Source organism: Providencia sp. Je.9.19 (genome assembly GCF_051129765.1).
Taxonomy (GTDB): domain Bacteria; phylum Pseudomonadota; class Gammaproteobacteria; order Enterobacterales; family Enterobacteriaceae; genus Providencia.
Window position 1 is genome coordinate 268,318 of the sequence record NZ_JBCPSS010000002.1, and the last position, 20,623, is coordinate 288,940.

At 40.0% G+C, this 20,623-nt stretch carries 19 protein-coding genes; 14 read left to right on the forward strand and 5 right to left on the reverse strand.

Features of this window, described 5'->3' with window-relative positions; genetic code table 11:
• Positions 1 to 4: 4 nt before the first annotated feature.
• From AAZR93_RS10415 to AAZR93_RS10450, 8 genes are all read left to right on the forward strand, one after another.
• Positions 5 to 493, forward strand: a complete 489-nt coding sequence (locus tag AAZR93_RS10415; protein ID WP_434719779.1) for a fimbrial protein — start codon at positions 5 to 7, stop codon at positions 491 to 493.
• Positions 493 to 1,023, forward strand: coding sequence for a fimbrial protein (locus AAZR93_RS10420; protein WP_434719780.1), 531 nt, complete (start codon positions 493 to 495; stop codon positions 1,021 to 1,023). The genes AAZR93_RS10415 and AAZR93_RS10420 overlap by 1 nt, the downstream gene beginning before the upstream one ends.
• Positions 1,024 to 1,042: 19 nt before the next feature.
• Positions 1,043 to 1,867 carry an MrpH family fimbial adhesin gene (locus AAZR93_RS10425; protein ID WP_434719781.1) on the forward strand — a complete coding sequence of 275 codons (825 nt, stop codon included), beginning with the start codon at positions 1,043 to 1,045 and terminating at the stop codon, positions 1,865 to 1,867.
• 14 nt (positions 1,868 to 1,881) lie between these two features.
• Positions 1,882 to 2,151, forward strand: coding sequence for a helix-turn-helix domain-containing protein (locus tag AAZR93_RS10430; RefSeq protein WP_336429222.1), 270 nt, complete (start codon positions 1,882 to 1,884; stop codon positions 2,149 to 2,151).
• Between the two features lie 336 nt (positions 2,152 to 2,487).
• Positions 2,488 to 3,456, forward strand: a complete 969-nt coding sequence (locus tag AAZR93_RS10435; RefSeq protein WP_294103955.1) for a siderophore ABC transporter substrate-binding protein — start codon at positions 2,488 to 2,490, stop codon at positions 3,454 to 3,456.
• Positions 3,457 to 3,459: 3 nt separating this feature from the next.
• The gene (locus tag AAZR93_RS10440; protein ID WP_294103954.1) at positions 3,460 to 4,422 is read left to right on the forward strand and encodes an ABC transporter permease; all 963 of its coding nucleotides are present in this window, start codon (positions 3,460 to 3,462) and stop codon (positions 4,420 to 4,422) included.
• A complete protein-coding gene (locus AAZR93_RS10445) occupies positions 4,409 to 5,392 on the forward strand; it encodes an iron chelate uptake ABC transporter family permease subunit (protein ID WP_294103953.1) in 984 nt (327 codons plus the stop codon). The genes AAZR93_RS10440 and AAZR93_RS10445 overlap by 14 nt, the downstream gene beginning before the upstream one ends.
• 1 nt (position 5,393) lies before the next feature.
• Positions 5,394 to 6,152, forward strand: a complete 759-nt coding sequence (locus tag AAZR93_RS10450; protein WP_294103952.1) for an iron ABC transporter ATP-binding protein — start codon at positions 5,394 to 5,396, stop codon at positions 6,150 to 6,152.
• A 127-nt stretch (positions 6,153 to 6,279) separates the two neighbouring features.
• On the opposite strand, the gene AAZR93_RS10455 is transcribed toward AAZR93_RS10450, so the two are convergent.
• The 4 genes from AAZR93_RS10455 to AAZR93_RS10470 all read right to left on the reverse strand — a co-directional run bounded on the left by AAZR93_RS10455 (position 6,280) and on the right by AAZR93_RS10470 (position 11,819).
• Positions 6,280 to 7,746 (reverse strand): hypothetical protein, encoded by a 1,467-nt coding sequence (locus AAZR93_RS10455; protein WP_434719782.1) that lies wholly within the window; start codon positions 7,744 to 7,746, stop codon positions 6,280 to 6,282.
• A gap of 367 nt (positions 7,747 to 8,113) precedes the next feature.
• Positions 8,114 to 8,614 (reverse strand): RidA family protein, encoded by a 501-nt coding sequence (locus AAZR93_RS10460; RefSeq protein WP_294103950.1) that lies wholly within the window; start codon positions 8,612 to 8,614, stop codon positions 8,114 to 8,116.
• 163 nt (positions 8,615 to 8,777) lie between these two features.
• Positions 8,778 to 10,196 carry an NAD(P)/FAD-dependent oxidoreductase gene (locus AAZR93_RS10465; RefSeq protein WP_294103949.1) on the reverse strand — a complete coding sequence of 473 codons (1,419 nt, stop codon included), beginning with the start codon at positions 10,194 to 10,196 and terminating at the stop codon, positions 8,778 to 8,780.
• Between the two features lie 969 nt (positions 10,197 to 11,165).
• Complete coding sequence (locus tag AAZR93_RS10470) at positions 11,166 to 11,819, reverse strand: DUF1028 domain-containing protein (protein ID WP_294103948.1); 654 nt, start codon at positions 11,817 to 11,819, stop codon at positions 11,166 to 11,168.
• A gap of 206 nt (positions 11,820 to 12,025) precedes the next feature.
• On the opposite strand from AAZR93_RS10470, the gene AAZR93_RS10475 reads away from it, so the two are divergent.
• Genes AAZR93_RS10475 through AAZR93_RS10500 form a run of 6 tightly spaced genes read left to right on the forward strand, consistent with a single transcriptional unit; the run spans position 12,026 to position 19,065 of the window.
• Positions 12,026 to 13,585: an ABC transporter substrate-binding protein gene (locus AAZR93_RS10475; RefSeq protein ID WP_434719783.1), complete on the forward strand. Its 1,560-nt coding sequence runs from the start codon at positions 12,026 to 12,028 to the stop codon at positions 13,583 to 13,585.
• Positions 13,586 to 13,645: 60 nt separating this feature from the next.
• Complete coding sequence (locus AAZR93_RS10480) at positions 13,646 to 14,593, forward strand: ABC transporter permease (protein WP_336429210.1); 948 nt, start codon at positions 13,646 to 13,648, stop codon at positions 14,591 to 14,593.
• A complete protein-coding gene (locus tag AAZR93_RS10485) occupies positions 14,590 to 16,389 on the forward strand; it encodes an ABC transporter permease subunit (protein WP_434719784.1) in 1,800 nt (599 codons plus the stop codon). The genes AAZR93_RS10480 and AAZR93_RS10485 overlap by 4 nt, the downstream gene beginning before the upstream one ends.
• Positions 16,389 to 17,192: an ABC transporter ATP-binding protein gene (locus tag AAZR93_RS10490; protein WP_434719785.1), complete on the forward strand. Its 804-nt coding sequence runs from the start codon at positions 16,389 to 16,391 to the stop codon at positions 17,190 to 17,192. Before AAZR93_RS10485 ends, AAZR93_RS10490 begins: the two co-directional genes overlap by 1 nt.
• Before the next feature lie 45 nt (positions 17,193 to 17,237).
• The gene (locus tag AAZR93_RS10495; RefSeq protein WP_294104420.1) at positions 17,238 to 18,008 is read left to right on the forward strand and encodes a FadR/GntR family transcriptional regulator; all 771 of its coding nucleotides are present in this window, start codon (positions 17,238 to 17,240) and stop codon (positions 18,006 to 18,008) included.
• Between the two features lie 7 nt (positions 18,009 to 18,015).
• Positions 18,016 to 19,065, forward strand: coding sequence for an osmoprotectant NAGGN system M42 family peptidase (locus tag AAZR93_RS10500; RefSeq protein WP_294103941.1), 1,050 nt, complete (start codon positions 18,016 to 18,018; stop codon positions 19,063 to 19,065).
• A 214-nt stretch (positions 19,066 to 19,279) separates the two neighbouring features.
• Here AAZR93_RS10500 and AAZR93_RS10505 read toward each other — a convergent pair whose 3' ends face one another.
• Positions 19,280 to 20,614, reverse strand: a complete 1,335-nt coding sequence (locus AAZR93_RS10505) for a D-serine ammonia-lyase (protein WP_434719786.1) — start codon at positions 20,612 to 20,614, stop codon at positions 19,280 to 19,282.
• Between the last annotated feature and the right edge of the window lie 9 nt (positions 20,615 to 20,623).

Here is a 20,623-nt window from a genome sequence, read left to right on the forward strand (position 1 = left end):
AAAAATGAATAAAATAATTAAAAGATTCCCACTGTTAATTGGCTTAGTACTGATACCAATCAGTATGTCATTGGCAAACAACTTAAAGTTACAAGGGACGTTATTGGTTCCACCGCCTTGCACAATTGAAAATGATAACGTTATTGATATTTCTTTTGGTAATAACGTTGGATTGCATAAAGTTGACGGTATCAATTATACCCAAGAAATTGGCTATGACTTACATTGCGAGCCTAATAATAAGGGATGGGAGCTAATGCTTTCGTTACGAGGCCCCAAAAGTACATATGATGACGCTACATTGCAAACCAATATCACGAATTTGGGTATCCGAATTACTCAAAATGGCCAAGCGTTTGATATTGATAAGCCAATTAAAATCACTTACGCCAATCCCCCTGTATTGAAAGCAGTACCAGTGAAAAAACCGGGTACAACGTTGCCAGAAGGGGCTTTTTCAGTGACGGCGACCTTGTTAGCGGAGTATCAGTAATGAATAGGCTTATAAAGTTAGCCATAGCAGCAATATTATTGCCCTATGGAAGCTGCGCGCTGGCGATCCCGAATAATTTATATTTACACGGAACCTTAGTTGAAGAGCCTTGCACGATTAAACCTGGCGATGAAAAAGTTTCGTTAACTTTCGGACCGACTCCAGATAAAAACCTGTATGCCTATGGTCGTACAGTCAGTCAAGATTTTGAAATTAAGCTTTCTGAGTGTGATACCAGTATTGGTAAATCAGTAAAAGTGACGTTCTCGGGTACGCCAAATATGGCTTTACCCGGTTATTTAGCCATAGCGAATACCAGCACGGCTTCAGGTTTTGCTGTTGGTATTGAATATGCGGATGGAACACATCTACCGATTGATCAAGAAGGTACAAAAATCGCATTGCAGGATGGTTCTACTTTACTGAATTTTAAAGCGTTCATCAAAGGTGAACCTGACGCAATTAGTAATCTAAATATTAAACGAGGCCCATTTAGTGCAGTGGCTACGTTTAAATTAGATTACGAATAACTAAAAGGCTATGAATTATATGAAATGGTTTTTATATCTATTCGTTGGGGTAATGATGGCATCATTCGGTGCCTCTGCATCGATTTTTTCTTATATTACAGCATCTTCGGGCTCTCCAGATAATGCGAAATATGAATTTACGATTGGGCGCTGGGATGAGTATACAGATGACAGACCAAATGAGTGTCCTTATACGACTTGTTATGTAACCATAAATCATAAGCATACTATTGCAGGTACACCAGGCGCGGGGGTTCCCGGTGTTGGTGTGAATGTCTCAGGGTTAAAAACCATGAAAGAAGTTAGGGCCGCATTCTTAGCAAAAAATCCCTTACCTTTAAGTAAAACGACGTCACACGTTGGGGTTGCTTTGAATCAAAACCAAGAATGTGTTGGGCTATTTTTTCAGCCAACAGATGGAAGTACTTTCACTGAAGTAGGAAAAATGATCCCCGGATCATTGTGCGGAATAGCGCCACCACCTGTTGGTGCTTGTAAAATCGAAAACGCGAGCCTTGTGATTGATTTTGGCCCTGTAGATGAAGCAAGTTTACACAATGCGACTAAAGATGTGACGGTAAGTGTGACTTGTAATTTAGAAATGGATGTATTGCTGATAGCGTCTGGTATGAATAACGGTCGAGTTAAATTACGCAGTGATGATAGTTTGAACGCAAGGTTGTTGTTAGGAAGTAGCGATGTTCCTGGTGAAAGCGGGATAAAGCTATCAGTTCCTAAAAATGGAGTAACTTCAGTTCAGCTTAAAGCAAGATTAGATGTCAATGGTCGAGTTGCTCCTGGTCCGTTTAGTGGATCTGCTTCTTTAATTTTAACTATGCCTTAATAAATGGTGAAAATATGTATTCAGAAAATGGTAGTGAAAAAATCCATTATATGGTTGGTCAAAGGATTTTAGAAAAGAGGCGTGAGCTGGGTTATACAGGCTTTCAACTAGCACAATTGCTAGGTGTTAGCCAACAGCAAATATCGCGTTATGAAAGAGGAAAGATCAAAATTGATCTATTCCACTTATTTAAGCTCTCTTTTTTAATGAAGACGCCTATTGATTGGTTTCTAGAAGATATTAGTTCCCAAATATCCAATGATGGAAATTTAGGGAATATTTGATGTTGATGATAAATAGGTTGAGATACAGCCATTTTTCTTACACAGTGACGAAAAATAATAAATAGTCCGGCATGGTAGAAAACTCAACCTATTTATTTTTATGGTAATCAAAGGCTTCGCTATACCCCCTTTCATTTGTTTTATATCGAATTAATCACACGAATAAAAAACGTTATTCCATGTTTTAATTGACCCATTCGTGGTTTCTTACATTTATTCATTAAATGCAAATGCAAACTAATATCATTTGTGCTTAATGACGTGTAAGATACGGCCATCTTCAAGTTACGAGTCTTTTTATTGTCAGTACTTTTAAATAAAGATGGAGGAAATTAGATGTTTGCAAAATCATTAGTTTCAGGAATAGCCTTATTATCGGTTTTAGTTTTAGCCGGTTGTGATAATTCAAAAGAAACAACAGAGACTTCCCAAGCTGCTGAGAAACAAGTTATCACTGTTGAGCACGCTCAAGGTAAAACAGAAATTCCTCGCCATCCTCAAAAAGTTATCGTCATGAATATGGAAACGCTGGATATCATGGATGCACTTGGTGCTCCAGTTGCCGGTGTTCCTCAAACTAACGTTCGTTTTCCTGAGTTTTTAGCTAAATATAATAGCGCCGACTATATTAACGGCGGCACACTTTTTGAACCTGCTTATGAAACCCTGAGTAATGCAAAACCGGATTTAATTTTAGGTGGAAGCCGTGCTCGTGATTCATATGATAAACTTAGTGGTGTTGCACCAACTATTTCGATGGATATTGATAATAAACGTTTTATTGATAGCCTAACGGAACGCACAACTGAACTTGGTCTGATTTTCGGTAAAGAAAAAGAAGCCGATAAATTGATCACAGACTTCAAAGGCAAAATTGCAGATATCAAAACTAAAGCCCCAACTCAAGGCAAAGCCATGGTGATTTTGATCAGTGGCGGCAAAATCTCGGCTTATGGCCCAGGTTCACGTTTTGGCTTTATTTTTGATGAGCTTGGTTTCGAGCCAGCCTATGTTTTTGAAGAAGACACCGGTAGACACGGTAACATCGTGAATGCAGAGCTTCTGGTTAAATTAAACCCTGATTGGTTGTTTGTTATTGACCGTGACAGTGCAATTGCGCGTTCTGATGCACAGCCTGCGGCTGAAGTTCTTGATAATGCATTAGTGAGAAAAACAGCAGCATGGAATAAAGGTCAAATAGCTTACCTTGATTCATCTGCGGTTTATATTGCTGGTGGTATCCAAACTTATTCCAAATTAATGGATGATGTGAATAACGCATTAGAGAAGAACAAGTCAAATTAACCCATGAAATCGCTTTATTTTTTATGTGGAATTATCGCGTTATTAGTATTGGCGGTATTAAGCTTATTTATTGGGGCGGGTGATGTATCACCCGTTTCGCTTTTCACCGATCCTGAGATGCAAGACATCTTTTTTATTAGCCGAATTCCTAGAACTGTATCCTTGATTTTAGCTGGTAGCGCTATGAGTGTTGCTGGACTTATCATGCAACTTCTCACCCAAAATCGCTTTGTTGAACCTTCTCTTGCCGGTACCACTCAATCAGCCAGTTTAGGTTTGCTGGTGGTTATGGTGTTATTTCCAGCCGCAGGGATCATGACTAAAATGGTTGTTGCCAGTGGATTTGCTCTACTTGGTACGATGCTGTTTATGATTTTATTGCGTCGCGTTATCTTAAAATCCGCTTTAATTGTGCCTCTTGTCGGGATCATGTTAGGTGCGGTGATTAGCGCATTAACCATATTCACGGCTTACTATTTTGATTTATTACAGTCTTTAGGTGCTTGGATGAGCGGTGATTTTTCCAGCATTCTACAGGGGAGATATGAATTATTATGGTTAGTTGGCATCTTGACCTTAGTGGCATGTTGGATTGCCGATAGCTTTACGGTTGCAGGTATGGGACGTGAATTTTCGATTAATGTTGGGCTAAATTATCGCAAAGTTATGACAATCGGTTTATCTATCATTGCGCTAATTAGTGGTGTAGTGGTGGTTGTCGTTGGGGCTTTACCTTTCCTTGGGTTAATCATACCCAACCTCGTTAGTCTTATCATGGGTGATAATATTCGCAAAACTATCCCATGGATTTGTCTGGCTGGAGGCGGGTTAGTCTTGCTCTGCGATATCATTGGACGCTTGATCCGTTACCCATTTGAAATTCCTGCCAGTGTGATTTTAGGTGCTGTAGGCGCCGTTATTTTCTTATATTTACTGTTGAAGCAGCAACGTTATGCAAAAAGTTAATTCATCAATAGCGTTAGTTAAAAAAGGCGTGACTCCGTTACAGCGAATATGGATTTTGTTGGCACTATCAATAGTTGCCATCATATTTTATATGACGATCAATCTTGGTAATAACTTAGCTTATATCCTACCGCATCGCGGTTATATTGTGCTGACGATGATTGTGGTCGCTTTTGCTTCTGGCGTGTCCACTGTCCTTTTTCAAACGATTGCGAATAATAAGATACTCACCCCGTCAATTATGGGGCTCGAGGCATTATTTATCTTATTGCAGACTATTTTTATTTTTTATACCGATAGCTTTCCTGCGTCATGGATGTTGAATATCGGTAAGTTCCTACTGGAATCGACATTACTGGTTTTGTTCTCTGTATTACTCTACCGCTGGTTATTTGTTTCGGTAAAAATGAACATCAACCTAGTGCTAATGGTTGGTATCATTTTGGGTACCTTATTTCGCAGTGTTGCCACACTTTTACAGCGCTTAATGGACCCAAATGAGTTCTCCATTTTACAAGGCCGTATGTTTGCCACCTTTACCAAAGGCACTCCCGAGCTAATTTTGTTTACACTGCTAATCACCGTCGTGGTGGGGCTTTTATTATGGCGGATGCGCTATTGCTTTGATGTTATTGGTCTTGGGCAGGCAAATGCCGTTAATTTAGGGATTAATTACCGACAACAAGTTACGGTAATTTTATTATTGATCTCTATTTTAGTGGCGATTTCCACAGCCTTAGTTGGGCCATTGACATTTTTAGGCTTGATGGTGGCGAATCTTGCATACTTTATCAGTGGTAGCAGCCAACACCGTTATTTGCTGCCAGTTTCTTTCCTATTAGGCATTATTGCCCTAGTCGGTGGGCAATTGGTGCTTGAATACGGGCTTAATATGGCAGGAACTTTATCTGTTGTTATTGAGTTTGTTGGTGGAATATTCTTTATTTATATGGTGTTAAGAAGGTTTTAGTATGATTGAAATTAGTCAGATATCGAAAAGTTATCAGGATACTAAAGTCTTAGATAACGTCACAACAACAATTAAAAATAGCGGTATTACCTCGATCATCGGACCCAATGGCGCAGGTAAATCGACATTATTGTCTATTATTGGCCGCTTATTAACAGCTGATGAAGGGGGCTATGTCAAAGTCAACGACTTAGATGTCTCAACGACACCAAGTGATAAACTCGCAACTTGTTTATCTGTTTTGCGTCAAGAGAATCAATTCGCGAGTCGATTAACTGTTGAAGAGCTTGTTGGTTTTGGGCGTTACCCTTACACCAAAGGTCGTTTAAATCTTGAAGATAAACAAAAAATTGATGAATCACTCTCTTTTTTGAATTTATCTGATTTGCGTTACCGCTATTTAGATGAATTATCCGGTGGGCAGCGTCAACGTGCTTATGTGGCAATGGTACTTTGCCAAGATACTGAGTATGTATTGCTTGATGAACCTCTGAATAACCTCGATATGAAGCATGCGGTTATTATGATGAAGTTATTACGTCGCGCTGCTGATGAACTTGGAAAAACCATTATATTGGTGATCCACGATATTAATTTTGCCTCGGTTTATTCAGATTATATTGTCGCATTGAGTGCCGGAAAACTGTCATATCACGGTTCTCCGGCAGAGATAATGAAATCAGAAATTATTGAAGATATATTTGATACGCCCGTTGATATTAAAGAGATTGATGGTCAACATATTGCTCTTTATTATTAATATTCTCATTATACTTCGTGCTACTTACGCCGTGTTGAAGACAGCTCTGCTATAGCACGAAGTGTTGAGATAATAATGACGTTGAAACTCAAAGATTTTAAATTCAATGAAATGCTAATCTAATTTATCACTGAGGTGGAATCTCAATATTTTCGTTGGTATTGAGCACCTGTAAGGGTTGTAGTACTTCTAATCGTTTAACACCATCTGCATTGACGACCAGTCTGGCTAACTCGTTGTAAGTCTTTTTATTCATCGTAACGCGTCGACAAATATAAATATGGTAAACTTTTTCACCCATGATGGCGGGTTCATCATCGTTTACAGTTAATTCTTCATAGCTAATATCGATATATTTCAGAAAATCAGAAATATTAAAGCGTGTGATATCGACAATTGATGACTGTGTTTGCTCAAATACAGTGGGTCGATTGTGTAAAAGTACATCTTTTCGGTAATACAAAATATCTTCTACTCTTTGAACATTAACGAGATTTACCCAATGCGATTTTTGACGCATTTCCCGAATATCAGGAGAAAGTGTATTTTCATTAAGAAAGCGAAATGACTCTTTACAGACACCGACTGGCGCTTTGACACCTTCACGATAAATACGCAGTTGACGATCTGGTATCCATCTTTGAAATAAACGGTAAAGTTGCTCTCTTCCTATCTCTTTCAGACGATCTTTAAAGATATAACCAACCACCATAGCAAGAAACAGGTTTGCACTTAGCGCACCATATTTTCCTTGCCAGAGAAAGGCAATAAGGGTGGCAAATATCATCGAAATAGCTGCTGCAATACCATATATAGAATGCAGTAATAATGGTACACCACGTTTATGTCGAATCTCTAAATAAAGATAACGGTTAATGTATTTCTTTAATAAACTCCGGCGGTAGGTAACCAATTCCGCATCAGTTTCATCATGAGGAAAACTGTCAGGATACTGTTTCTGTAAGTAACGTAGCTCTTGATACCAAAAGTGCCGAATTTCTTCTCGTAGAGGAATGTGTTTATCACTTAATAAAGTATGTAGATAATTCATGGTGTAATAGGACATGAATTCATCACAATAAGAAAATGCATTAGAGTGAATAAGTTCTTCGATATGTTTGGCTTGAGCCGTAAGTGCGCGATAGTGATTGAGGCAGTTTTCAATGTCGGTTAATAAACCCGTAATATATTCGGGAGATTGACGTTGTTGATTTTGATTTACCATTTTTATATTCAGACGAATGGTTCTTTTATAGGTCAATGCATAGCGTTTTAAGCGATTTTCATATTCGTCTAATGATGGTGGTGTCAGGGGATCTAGGTTATCCATCCATTTCTTTAATTCATCTAATAGCCCATTTTCTGCGGATAAAGAGGATATTTTAACGATTGGAGGGCGTAGCCGGATATAGTTTTTTAGACTGCGTTGAAAGCTCGATGCCGTATACAGGTCAGGATTAATTTGCAAAGAAGAGGGCAGAAAGAAAAAGGTTTCAACCTGATAGCGGATCTCTTTAGATTTGCGTGGAAACAAGACCTTTTGTTTAATTTCAAACTGTCTTTTGCCGTGGACCCTGAGAGACTCTTTAATCATACCGTTCCTTTTATTCTCTTCTTATTGTTAACTTAGTTTTTATTAAGCGCATTCTATCAAACATAATGATTTGACTGATGAACTTTTATCAGTATACCGAGTAAGCGCAAGGCTATCAGTTTCGAATGAAATACTTGTGCAGTAAAGTTAATTAATTTTGAGTATGTTAACGATAAGCGGGAGAGCCGGAAGCCTTCATTGAGGCTTTAAATGCAGGATGCTAAAAGCATAAAGAATAAACGTAGATTGAAAAAAACGGCACCTTTATTCTTGAATATAAAAAATCCTATCAATAATTAATAAAGCGAACCGTTTTGAGTTGTACAGCTAAAATGGAGGCTCAACAAGTTGGGCCCCCATTAAAAACTTATTTTTTAGGTGTGCGTACAGCAGTGACTTCAATCTCTACACGCCAAGCTGGATTCGCCAGTTTAGCGACTTGGAAAGTAGAGCGAGCCGGTAGGTTAGTGACTTTTTCAGCTTCATAGAACTTGTTGTAACCTGCCATAAAGCCAGCAAAGTCCATTGCGCCTTTAGTTTCGTCGCCACCGACTAAGAAAACTTGCATTTTAACAACGTCATTCATCGTCAAGCCCATATCTGCTAGGGTTGCTTGAATTTGTTTCAATACGTTGATTGTTTGTGCTTCGGTATTACCGTAAGACGCTAAAACGCCTTCAGGTGCATCTTTAGTGATTTTTGAAGGCACTTTTCCACTTAGGAAAATGATGTTGCTGTTAGCGCTGATTTCTACTGATTCAGAGATAGGAAATCCTTTTACAGGTACGCGTTTAACATCTTCTGCTGCATTCGCACTTGCTACACCTAAGATCAAAGGCAGAGAAAGTAATAAAGTTTTATAGCGCATATATATGTAGCTCCTTAACATTATCAAAGTGTTACTCTTCATATTTCAAGCTGCCGCATTGCTGATTTTATTTACCAACTAGCGACAACTTGAATCATTTTGAGTAGCCGTATGGTTTACTTGTAAAATTTAACAGAAACCCAGTAAAAACCGCGTCATTTTATTAATTAAAACGAGAAAGCTTGTATGGCGTAGGGTCGATAAACGGTTTTTCACCCATAAGCAATTCCGCTGTTAATCGACCTGCTGCTGGGCTTTCTGTCATGCCCCAACCTGTTGCGGTATTGATAACGAGGCCTGGGTATTGCTCGATTGTTGAAATAATTGGAATTTCATCATCAGTCGGTGCAACTGTACCACCCCAACGTTCAACAACTTTAGACTCTTTAAAGACAGGGAATTCATTTCTCAATCTTTCAAGAACCGCATCAAGATGTTCATTGTTTGGTGTGTTTGTTGCTGTACGGAATTCTTCGAATGGCGTTTTTTCGTCTAAATTCCATGAAGTTGCCATCATAAAGGAATTAAATAGATCTTTACCGATAGAGAATTCTAATGGCAGCTCACCACCTTGTAGCAGGTGCATGAATCTAGGGCCTAGTAAGAAACTATCTTTCACGACTGAGCTAGTGAATATACGTGGTGCAACCGCATAAGTCCCATCCGCTTGTTCACGGAAGTGAATTCCGTTTGGCAGATGTACGTTACCTTTTGGTGCGCCTGCAACGCCACTAATACGTTGCTGTGACAGGTACACATTCAGTGTCGGTACATCGACACCTAAATTACCCATAAACAGGCGAGACCAGATACCACCTGCTAGCACCACGTTTGACGTTTTGATTGAACCTTTTTCAGTCACAACATCAGAGATTTTGCCGCCCGCAGTTTCGATGCCTCTAACGGCACAATTGGTGTAGATCTTAATACCAATTGATTTTGCATAGTTAGCCATCGCAGGTGTCACAGTTTCAGGGTCAAGACTACCTGAATCCTCTTCAAAACCACCTATTTTCCACGGCGTTTGCGCGTTCACTAGGCGTTTAGCTAGCTCTTCGCCTTCAATCATTCGGGTACGTAATGGTGTATCGAAACCTGGATTTTCCGCAGCGTTTTTGATCCACGCTTTAGAGATTTCAAGGTCTTCTTCGCTAGAAGGGACTTCTACGCGACCTTGAGTACGGTAGCTTGTATCAGCACCGATTTTTTCATTCATTCCTGTCCATTGAATTTTTCCATAGTGGTGTAATGGAAAAATAGCTGGAGCTGTTTTGTAACTAATTATTTGGCTATATGCACGACCTGATTGCTCACCGCCGACAACGCCTTTTTCACAGATAACAACGCTCATTCCTCTTTCGGTAAGATTAATGGCAGTCATTATCCCTTGGAGGCCCGCACCAATAACAACTGCATCAGCTGTTTTTGGTAATGCACCTTCTGTTCCTGCTACCGCTGGTAAGCGAGATGGGGTCGATTCAAAGCGACCTTCTCGGCGTACCATTGGAATAACTGTAGCGCCCCCTGCTAATACGCCAGCAGCACCAACCCCTAATAATAGTTTTCTTCTCGAGATTTTCATCTATAACCTCAATAATAATCTTAGTTTTTATATAGTAAATAATTTCAAAATGCGATTATTATATTATCATATATTTAGCAATTGTTAAGTGAGGTTAGCATTTGTTAATAAAAGTGAGTCAAATGAATGTCTGGGTAAATTGATTTGGTCAGTGCTGTAAAGGGTTTGCAGGCAATTAAGAAATTTCATTCATTAAGTAAATATATTTTTTAAATTGCGACTGTAATTAAATGTGTACAGTTATTTGTGTTATTTTTGACAAAGTATCAGCTGATATTTCATTAAGTTTATTAGGATGGCTAATATTTGTCCTCAGAAGAATATGCTAAATTTAAATTAAGTCACTTAGGAAGGAATAGTTAATTAAATTTGTTATTTTAGAAATGATTAAGCTATTTATTGAAAATTGATGGGTAAGTAGTCATTTAATTTAAATTATACTCCAGCTGTAAAAATACTGTTTAAAATACGAGCATTTATCTGTTTTAATTTAATGTAAATAAATAACATGTTGATTTTGTTTGATTAAAATAATAAACCTCATTTATTTTGTTACTATATTAGTTCACTGTTCTTACCATCATTCTATTTGTTTATTTTTCTATTTAGTGCGGATTAGTGAAAAAATTAAATAGTGGTCAAAAATGGCACAAAAAGGCGAATTGTAGTCGTTAATTTGAGTTTTTATAATTAGCTGAATCGATAATGTTATTTAAATAATAAAAATATAAAGGATAGGGTTATTTATCCTTAGTGTTGATGGGTTTTTAACAATAAAAATTAAGAGTCATTGATTCTGTTAAAACGACTATTTTGCATGATAAATGCTCAATTTAATCCTTGGGTTTAATGTGAGGTTGTATTTTAAATGTATTAATCGTTAAGTTGAAAATTTTATTTAACTTAATAATGTAAATCATTAAAGATGATTAATTAAGCAAGTGATACAGACCATTTATTATATTTGACTTAGTTGGTTTCATTCCCAGTCGGAATTTGTGCAAAGAAATTGGCATAATCCTGAGAACGTACACGATGAATAATAGTCGTTAAATGGGATATGGGCTGCTCAGACCAATCTGCTCGAATATCAATATCCGCATATTTACGGTTGTGCCAGATTTTTAATGCTGCGGATCGAATACCGCGATAATCCCCGCCTTCATCTGCACCTGCCTGCATAGCAAGCAAGAGTCTATCGGCAAAATCTAAGTGCGGGTTTTGTTGGTAAGTTGCATAAAGTGCGAATAAAACTTGTTCACTTGCTAACATATTCCCTGCAATGGCTAAATTTGCCTCGGACAAACTACCACACCAAGGTAGACATTCTTGCCCCGTCCAATTTGCACTTCCTCCTTGTGCATCTACTACTATTAGTTGTCGTATCGCGGGGTTAGTGTCATGGCTTAATTGAGTATCAAGGCATGCTTGGGCGGATAGTTTTTCTTGTAATCGCTCAATTCCGTTTATTCCAGCCATTGGATTGGTCATTGCTTGCGTTGCTATTGCACCTAATTGGCTTGCACCATGTAACACTAAGGCGCCAACAGCAGGCCCTCCTGTCGCGGTTACTGCACCAATTTTTCCTGTTTTTGGGCAGCGAGCCACAATAGAAAAAGTCATTTTACACCCTATAAATTAGACATTGATCAAATTTATCATTATAAATTATTGCATGAAAGTTAATTTATCATCATAAATAGAAAAATCGAAATGATAATTAACAAAATAGACACATTTCATGCGATAAATTTCAAACAATAAATTTAACATCATAAAAAGCATGAAAATAAAAACACACAGCGAAAAGTACACCAGGGAAAATCAATATGAGAATGCGTTCGTGCAGTTGGGTAGCCAGTATTTTGCTTCTCTTTGCCTTTTCAACATCAACATGGGCAGTAAAATATAGTGATGTTTTATTGTTGGGTCAGGTTGCAGAGCCTCAATCGCTAGATCCTCAAGTGGCAACGGCGGCAAATGACTCTCGAATACTGGTGAATATTTACGAAGGACTTGTGCGTAATGGTGATGGTTCATTGTCTTTGGAGCCATCTCTCGCACAATCATGGACGGTAAGTGACGATGGGAAAATATACACCTTTAAATTACGTGAAAATGTCAAATTCCACGATGGCAGTGATTTTAATGCTCAGGCAGTGAAGTTTACCTTTGAGCGCATGCTTGATAGTACGCACCCGTATTACCATACAGGGCCTTTTCCATTGTCATTTTTCTTTTCTGCGATAGATAAAATTGAAACACCAAATAACCAGACGGTGGTATTTCAGCTTAAAGAACCATTTGCTCCTTTTTTATCAAACTTAGCCACCCCTGCTGGCTTGATTGTCTCGCCGAGTGCAGTGAAGCAATATGATAAAAATTTTAGTCGTCACCCAAGCGGAACTGGTCCCTTTAAATTTACTGAGTGGATAGCAAATCAACGTGTCGTTGTCGCCGCGAATGAGAATTATTGGGACACTCGCCCTAGCTTGAATTATGTGGTTTTTAGACCGATTACCGATGCGAATACTCGTATCGCAGAAATGCTCTCAGGGGGAATAGATGCCATGGTTGAAGTACCTGCGGATAATGTTCCATTATTTGCAGGAGATAAGCGTTTTCGGTTATATGAAGCCACAGGTCCCCATGTCTGGTATGGCATGTTAAATACGTCATTGCCCCCGTTTGATGATGTTCGCGTTAGGCAAGCGGTCAACTTTGCTGTGAACAAAGACAATATTGTTAAATATATCCTTCAAGGATCTGCGGATGTGTCTGAGGGGCCAATTCCATCTGCTTTTGACTGGGCATTTGATGAAGAAACAACGGCATATCCTTATGATCCAGAAAAAGCGCGAGCATTGATCAAAGCTGCGGGTGCAGAAGGGCAAAAAATTGTTTTCTATGTCACGGAGGGGGGTTCTGGCATGTTAGACCCAATCCCGATGGCAACGGCTATTCAGGCAGATTTAAAAGCTGTGGGATTAGTTGTTGAAATTCAAACTTTTGAGTGGAATACCTATTTATCGAAGGTTAATTCAGGGCTTCAACAAGCCCATATGGCTGAAATGGCTTGGATGACTAATGACCCTGATACGCTACCATTTCTGACCCTTCATTCAGGTTCATGGCCTGATAAAGGCGGTTTTAATTCAGGTTATTACAGCAATAAAGAATTAGATGCGTTATTGGACAAAGCACGAGTGAGTAACGATCTGGCTGAGCGCGCTCAGTTATATCGTCAGGTGCAAAAAATAGTTCATCGTGATGCCCCTTGGTTATTTGTTGCCAACTGGAAACAAAATGCAGTTGCTAGCGAGAGGATTAGCCACTTTAAGCTACAGCCAAATTTTAATTTATTACTCAAAGATGTACGCAAAGACTAATCGATAGGTTGAAGTCTCAAAGGTATCGCGGTCGTGAGTTGATTTTCAGGGGAAAAGCCTATGTGGTTATATTGTTTAAAACGTATTCTTGCGACCATTCCTATCTTGATTGGTCTCACATTAATTGTCTTTCTTATTATGGCGATGATCCCTGGGGATCCGGCTCAAGCATTACTTGGGCCTTGGGCAACGCCAGAAAATGTGGCTAGGGTAAAAACAGAGCTCGGTTTGGATAAACCGCTCTATCAGCAATATTTTATTTGGATGAAAAATTTGCTGTCTGGGGATTTTGGTCGTTCATTTGTATTGAATCGCCCCGTTGCTGATGAAGTGTTGGAGCGCTTTTCTGCCACTCTGATCCTTGGTGGATGTGCGTTATTACTTAGCTCAATTTTAGGTTTATTGGCAGGAATTATTTCCGCTACTCGCCAATTTAGTTGGAGTGATAGATTTATCACTTTAGCAGTGTTACTTGGTATCTCAATGCCTTCATTTTGGATTGGTTTGTTGATGATTATGGCTTTTTCGGTGCAATTACAATGGTTTCCTGCGTCGGGTATGTACTCAATTTGGCAGGGGGGTGGCTTAGGTGACTTATTGCATCATCTTGTGTTACCAGTCATAACGCTTTCTTTAGTCGCAACAGGGGTTATTGCACGGCTTACACGAACGGCAATGTTGGAAGTTTTACGCCTTGATTTTATTCGTACTGCCAGAGCAAAAGGGTTGAGTGAGCGCAAAGTGATTTTTCGTCATGCATTTCGCATGGCGCTAGTGTCGGTGATCCCCGTTATTGGTATTCAAGCCGGATTTGTATTTGGTGGCGCGGTCTATATTGAAACCGTATTTCAGTGGCCGGGGCTCGGAGCAATGCTAGTGAAGGCGGTTGCAACTCGTGATTTGTTCTTAGTTCAAGGTGGGGTATTAATTGCCGCGGCTTCCTATGTATTTATTAATATGTTTGCTGATTTGATGCAAGCATTGCTAGATCCGAGGTTGAAATCATGAGCTCATTAATGACACCGGTTATTCAACATCGCCAGCGCCAGTCAATTGGAGCGCTGTTATTAGCGAATCGTTTAGCCTCCATAGGACTCGCTATTTTACTTGTTATCATGTTTTGTGCGTTATTAGCACCTTGGCTACCCTTAGCTAACCCAGACCAAACGGATTTAGTGAACCGATTACTACCGGTATTTTCCTCAGGGCATGTTTTAGGCACTGATCACCTTGGTCGTGATATTTTATCGCGGTTATTGTGGGGAACTCGAGTTTCCTTAATGGTCGGAATTTCTGCCACTTTAATTGCGGCCGTTTTTGGTACGCTTATCGGTTTAATCGCAGGCTATGTAGGCAATCGAACTGATACATTATTAATGCGTTGTATTGATATGTTGATGGCATTTCCATATATCTTATTAGCATTGGCGATTGTAGCTGTCTTGGGTCCTGGTTTATTAAATGCTTTGTATGCGATTGCCTTAGTCAATATTCCTTTTTTTGCGCGTAATATCCGTGGATTAACCGTAGGGTTGCGAGACCGAGATTTTATTCAGGCGGCGAGACTTTCAGGGAAAAACCATTTTCAGGTGCTATTAACTGAGGTTTTGCCCAATGTGCTACCGATTATCGTTGTGACTATGTCGACAACGATAGGCTGGATGATATTAGAAACGGCGGGTTTGTCATTCTTAGGGCTAGGCACTCAGCCACCGAATGCCGATTTAGGATCAATGTTAGGACAAGGCCGAGCTCAAATGTTTGTGGCACCTCATGTTGCTTTAGTGCCTGGTGTGATGATTTTTCTTATTGTGATTAGTTTTAATCTATTAGGCGACGGTATCCGTGACATTTTAGATCCACGATTAAAATCTGGTGCATTGCAACGTTCACAACCCATGACTCAAACGCAGCGCACCGTTATTCCACCGCAAACATCAAACAGTCCAGCAGTGCTTGAAGTCAAAGAGCTCAGTATTGCATTTCGTCAAGGAGATGAACTGCGACCAACAGTGAATAATATTAGCTTTATGGTCGAGCCCGGTGAGTGTTTAGGGTTGATTGGTGAAAGTGGTTCAGGCAAAAGCGTGACTGCATTGTCAATCATGGGGTTACTAGCATCACCGCCAGCCGTGGTAACTTCTGGGGGCGTTTATGTCAGTGGTGAAGAAATGCTATCACTACCATTATCAAGCTTACAGCAGCGGCGTGGGGCTCGCGTTTCTTATATTTTCCAGGACCCACTAACAACATTGCATCCACAATTTACTGTGGGCGTCCAATTACAAGAAGCGATAACTGCACATCAAACCATTTCTAACCAAACCGCAAAAACTAAGTCTATCGAATTACTTGAAAGTGTTGGCATTCCAGATGCCGCTCAGCGTTATCATGCTTATCCCCATGAGTTATCTGGCGGCCAACGTCAACGCGTTGGTATTGCGATGGCACTCGCCAATGATCCGGTGCTGATTATTGCTGATGAGCCCACAACGGCACTGGATGTGACCGTACAGGCTAGAATTTTAGAGTTATTAAATACCTTACGCCGTGAACGGGGAGTCGCCTTGTTATTTATTACCCATGATTTTGCTGTGATTAATCAGATTTGTGATCGTGTGGCCGTCATGCAGCAAGGCTCGATTGTCGAAACAGGACAAACTCAAACGGTGTTGCAACAGCCGCAACATCCTTATACGCAGCGTTTAATTGCTAGCGTGCCAAAACTTGGGGAAGGAAAGGCATTTCTTGAGCACGTGGCAGAGATTTACAATCATAAACCCAAACCGATTAAGGGGGCTTGATGAACAAAGTTATTGAAGTTAATCAATTGGTCAAAACATTTGGTCATCCAGCCGGATTATTTCATCCTAATCGCCGAGAAGTTCATGCATTAAAAAATATTTCATTAGAGCTCTATGAAGGTGAAACGCTGGCGGTAGTGGGTGAAAGCGGCTCAGGTAAGAGCACATTAGCACGTATTTTAGTGGGTTTAGAAAAAGCGACATCGGGTGACATGACTATTTTAGGCCAGACCCAACGTGAATGGCAAAAGCAGGGAGCCCGTGCTTTTGGGCAAGCAGTTCAGTACGTATTTCAAGATCCCGTAGCTTCACTAAATCCACGTAAAACGATTGGTGAAACTTTGTCTATTCCGCTGAAATATTTAAAACATATGAATAAGGCGCAACGGCAAAGGCGGCTCGAAGAATTACTGAATGCCGTTAATATGCCGATAGATTCGTTAAGTTATTATCCTCATGAATTTTCTGGTGGGCAGGCTCAGCGCTTAGCGATTGCTCGGGCGTTAGCGGCCGAAGCACGGATTCTAGTTCTTGATGAACCCGTGAGTGCACTTGATGTTTCTGTGCAAGCCCAAGTGCTTCTGCTATTACAGGATCTTAAACAACAGTTTTCGTTGTCATATTTGTTTATTAGTCATGATTTAGCCGTGGTGGAATCCATTGCTGACCGAGTTGCCGTACTCTATCTCGGTGATTTGTTAGAATGTCGTGATACTAATAGCCTTTTTGCTCGTCCTGAACACAGTTATACCCAAAATTTATTAGCCAGTGCGCCACGAATAACGATGGACTCATCCGTATGATGCGAGGCTAACAACGTTTTCTATTTTACACTGTCGGAATACAACATGAATATAGATAAGCCGCTGATAACAGAAACAGTTCGAATAAAACGTACTGATGAAATTGTGAATGCGATTAAAGAAACTATTATGGCGGATAACCTCATTCCCGGTGATAGATTGCCACAAGAAAAAGATTTGATTGAGCGATACAGCGCAAGTAAAAGTACCGTTAGGGAGGCGTTGAAATCTCTGGAAGTTCAAGGATTAATTAAAACCAAAACGGGACCAGGTGGCGGGGCATTTATTGATTCAATGACTGAATCTCGGGCAATGAGTTTACTATCTAATTTCTTATTTACGCGAGATGTTTCAATCAAAGATATTTATACGCTGCGTAAATTATTAGAGCCTATGGTTGCTATAAGCGCAATTGAAAATATTGATAGTGCTGGGATTCAGAAATTATATGACACTATCGCTATCTATGATCATGAGCCAGCCGATGAAGAAGAACGTTGGAAACAACGAATGGCAGAGCTAGATTTTCACGCCGTTGTTGCTAGCTATTCTGACAATGTGCTCTTGGTCTTTATTTGCCATTTTCTTCAACGTTTATTAAAGGATTTAGCGGTTTGCAAAGATATTTATTTGAAACCTGAACCGGTGGAACGTCGTCAAGGTATTGATTACCAATACCAATTGATAGATGCCCTGCGTAGAAAAGATGCATTAAAAGTAAAAACGATTATGGAAGCACATATGGACTACGCAGAGCAAGCCATGCTGGCATTGCAAGCTACATTACAAGAACGTTTTTTAAGTGAAGATAGGTAAATAACGAATGATAGATAAAGCATATCTGACCTCAGTATTGAAAACACTTTTACTGACACCGAGTCCAGTTGGTATGACCGAACTGGCGGTGGCTCAAACCCATCAATGGCTTACTGAACTAGGTTTTACACCACAATACACTCGCCGAGGTGTATTGCATGTCACATTAGGGGAAAGTGTGCCAAAACGTGCACTTGCTGCGCATTTAGATACGCTTGGTGCGATGGTGACTCAGCTCAAGCCTAATGGGCGTTTAGCTCTACGTAACACGGGAACATGGGCAGCGCGCTTTGCTGAAGGAGCGAGAGTTACTGTTTTTAGTGATGACCATCAATATCGCGGTACTATTTTACCCCTAAAAGCTTCAGGACACCGTTTTAATACTGAGGTTGATACGCAAATAGCAGATTGGGATAACTTGGAAATTCGCTTAGATGCACTTTGTTATAATGAAACTGATTTAAAAACGCATGGTTTGAATGTGGGGGATATGGTTGCCGTTGATGCTCAGCCTGAGTTTATGGATAACGGTTTTATTGTTTCTCGCCATTTAGACGATAAAGCGGGCTGTGCCGTGATGTTAGCAGCATTAAAATCATTGATTGACGATAAAGTGGTACCTGCGGTTTCTTGCCAGTTGATGTTTACTATCTCTGAAGAGGTGGGGATTGGCGGTACTCATGGTTTTGGTGATGAAGTTCAAGAATTATTAGCGATTGATAATTCTGTTTCAGGGCCTGATCAAACCACGCGTGATGATTCACTGACTTTAGCCTTTAGAGATAGAACGGGGCCTTTTGATTTAGCGATAACGCGTCATTTACTAAAATTGTGCCAACAACATGACATTCCTCATGTTAGAGATACTTTTAAACATTATCGTTCTGATAGTGCAGCAGCCATTGATGCAGGGTGGGATATCCGTGCTGCACTTGCTTGTTTTGCTTTAGACAGCTCACACGGTTGGGAAAGAACTCATATTGATTCACTCATGGCGCTCGCGACATTAGTACGACATTATATTGAAAGCGATTTGGTACCCCTACCGGGACAATAAACTTTAAAAGACATTATCTCTATACAGTGCCCCCATTTAAGGGGGCTGTGCAGAGATAATGTGAGTTTTATCGAGGAAGTTAAGGCCTTTTGTTCCTATATTAACTATTTAACACTTTTTTTATTCAATAATTCCACCGTCCTCCTTCTTCTCTAGTGAATCAAGAAGAAAGGGCACTAAGCTAATCATCTTTATATTCGTGACAATTTATCAATTAGTCCAGTTTTGCTTGGGCTAAATATTGTTGCATTTCAGCCTGCGGCACCATTCCACCCCCTGTAGCCCAAACTAAATGTGTTGCATTTGCCATTTTTTCAGCAGTCAGTGATTTAGATTGCAGATAATCGCTATGCTGGGTGACATGAATAGCACCAGGCATACCTGCGAGTGCAGAGGGCTCTAATTTGAGTGATTCTGTCTGATTGAGTAATCCTAATAAATTATACATTTCGGTGTCATCGATGGTGTAGTAGCCATCAATCAAACGTTCCATGGCACGGCCAACAAAGCCTGATGCACGGCCTACCGCTAGACCATCGGCAGCGGTGACGTTATCAATGCCAATTTCTTGTACACAAATGGCATCGTGCAGGCCAGTATGAACACCTAATAGCATACATGGGGAATGAGTCGGTTCTGCAAATAAACAGTGGACGGCATCACCAAATGCCAGTTTTAGACCAAAAGCTACACCGCCAGGGCCGCCGCCGACACCACAAGGTAAATAAACGAAAAGTGGATGATTGTTATCAACCACAATACCTTGCTCTGCAAACTGTGTTTTGAGGCGTAAGCCCGCAACTGCATAGCCTAAAAATAAGGTGGTTGAATTTTCATCATCAATAAAGAAACAATTGGCATTTTTTTCGGCTTCTTTACGGCCTTCTTCGACTGCAATACTGTAATCTTGCTCATATTCAACAACATTAACACCATGGGCACGTAATTTATCTTTTTTCCATTGCCTCGCATCTGATGACATGTGCACGCTGACACTAAAGCCTAATTTCGCGCTCATGATACCAATCGACATGCCTAAGTTACCCGTTGAGCCGACTGCGATACTGTATTGACTAAAGAATTGACGGAATTTATCAGAAAATAAAATATCATAGTTATCCGTTGTCGATAACAATCCTGCTTTTAAAGCCAGTTTTTCGGCATGAGTGAGAACTTCATAAATTCCACCTCGTGCTTTTATTGAGCCAGAGATAGGTAAATGGCTATCTTTTTTAAGTAAAATTTTCCCGGTGATTGGCGTGTTATAGCGTTTTTCAAGTGCGGCTTTCATTGCATCAATGGCCACAACTTCAGATTCAATAATTCCTTGAGTCTCTTGAGTTTCAGGGAAGGCTTTCATTAAATAAGGTGCAAAGCGAGCAAGACGAGCTTGCGCATCTTCAACGTCCTTCAGTGTTAAACCTACATAAGGTAAGCCGGCTTCTGTCGTTGTCACTTTAGGGTTAAACCAAGTGACTTGTTTTAAATCGATTAAGTCCTGAACTAAAGGGTAGTCAGTAATTAACTTATCCATGTTTATCGTCGTCATATTCAATCT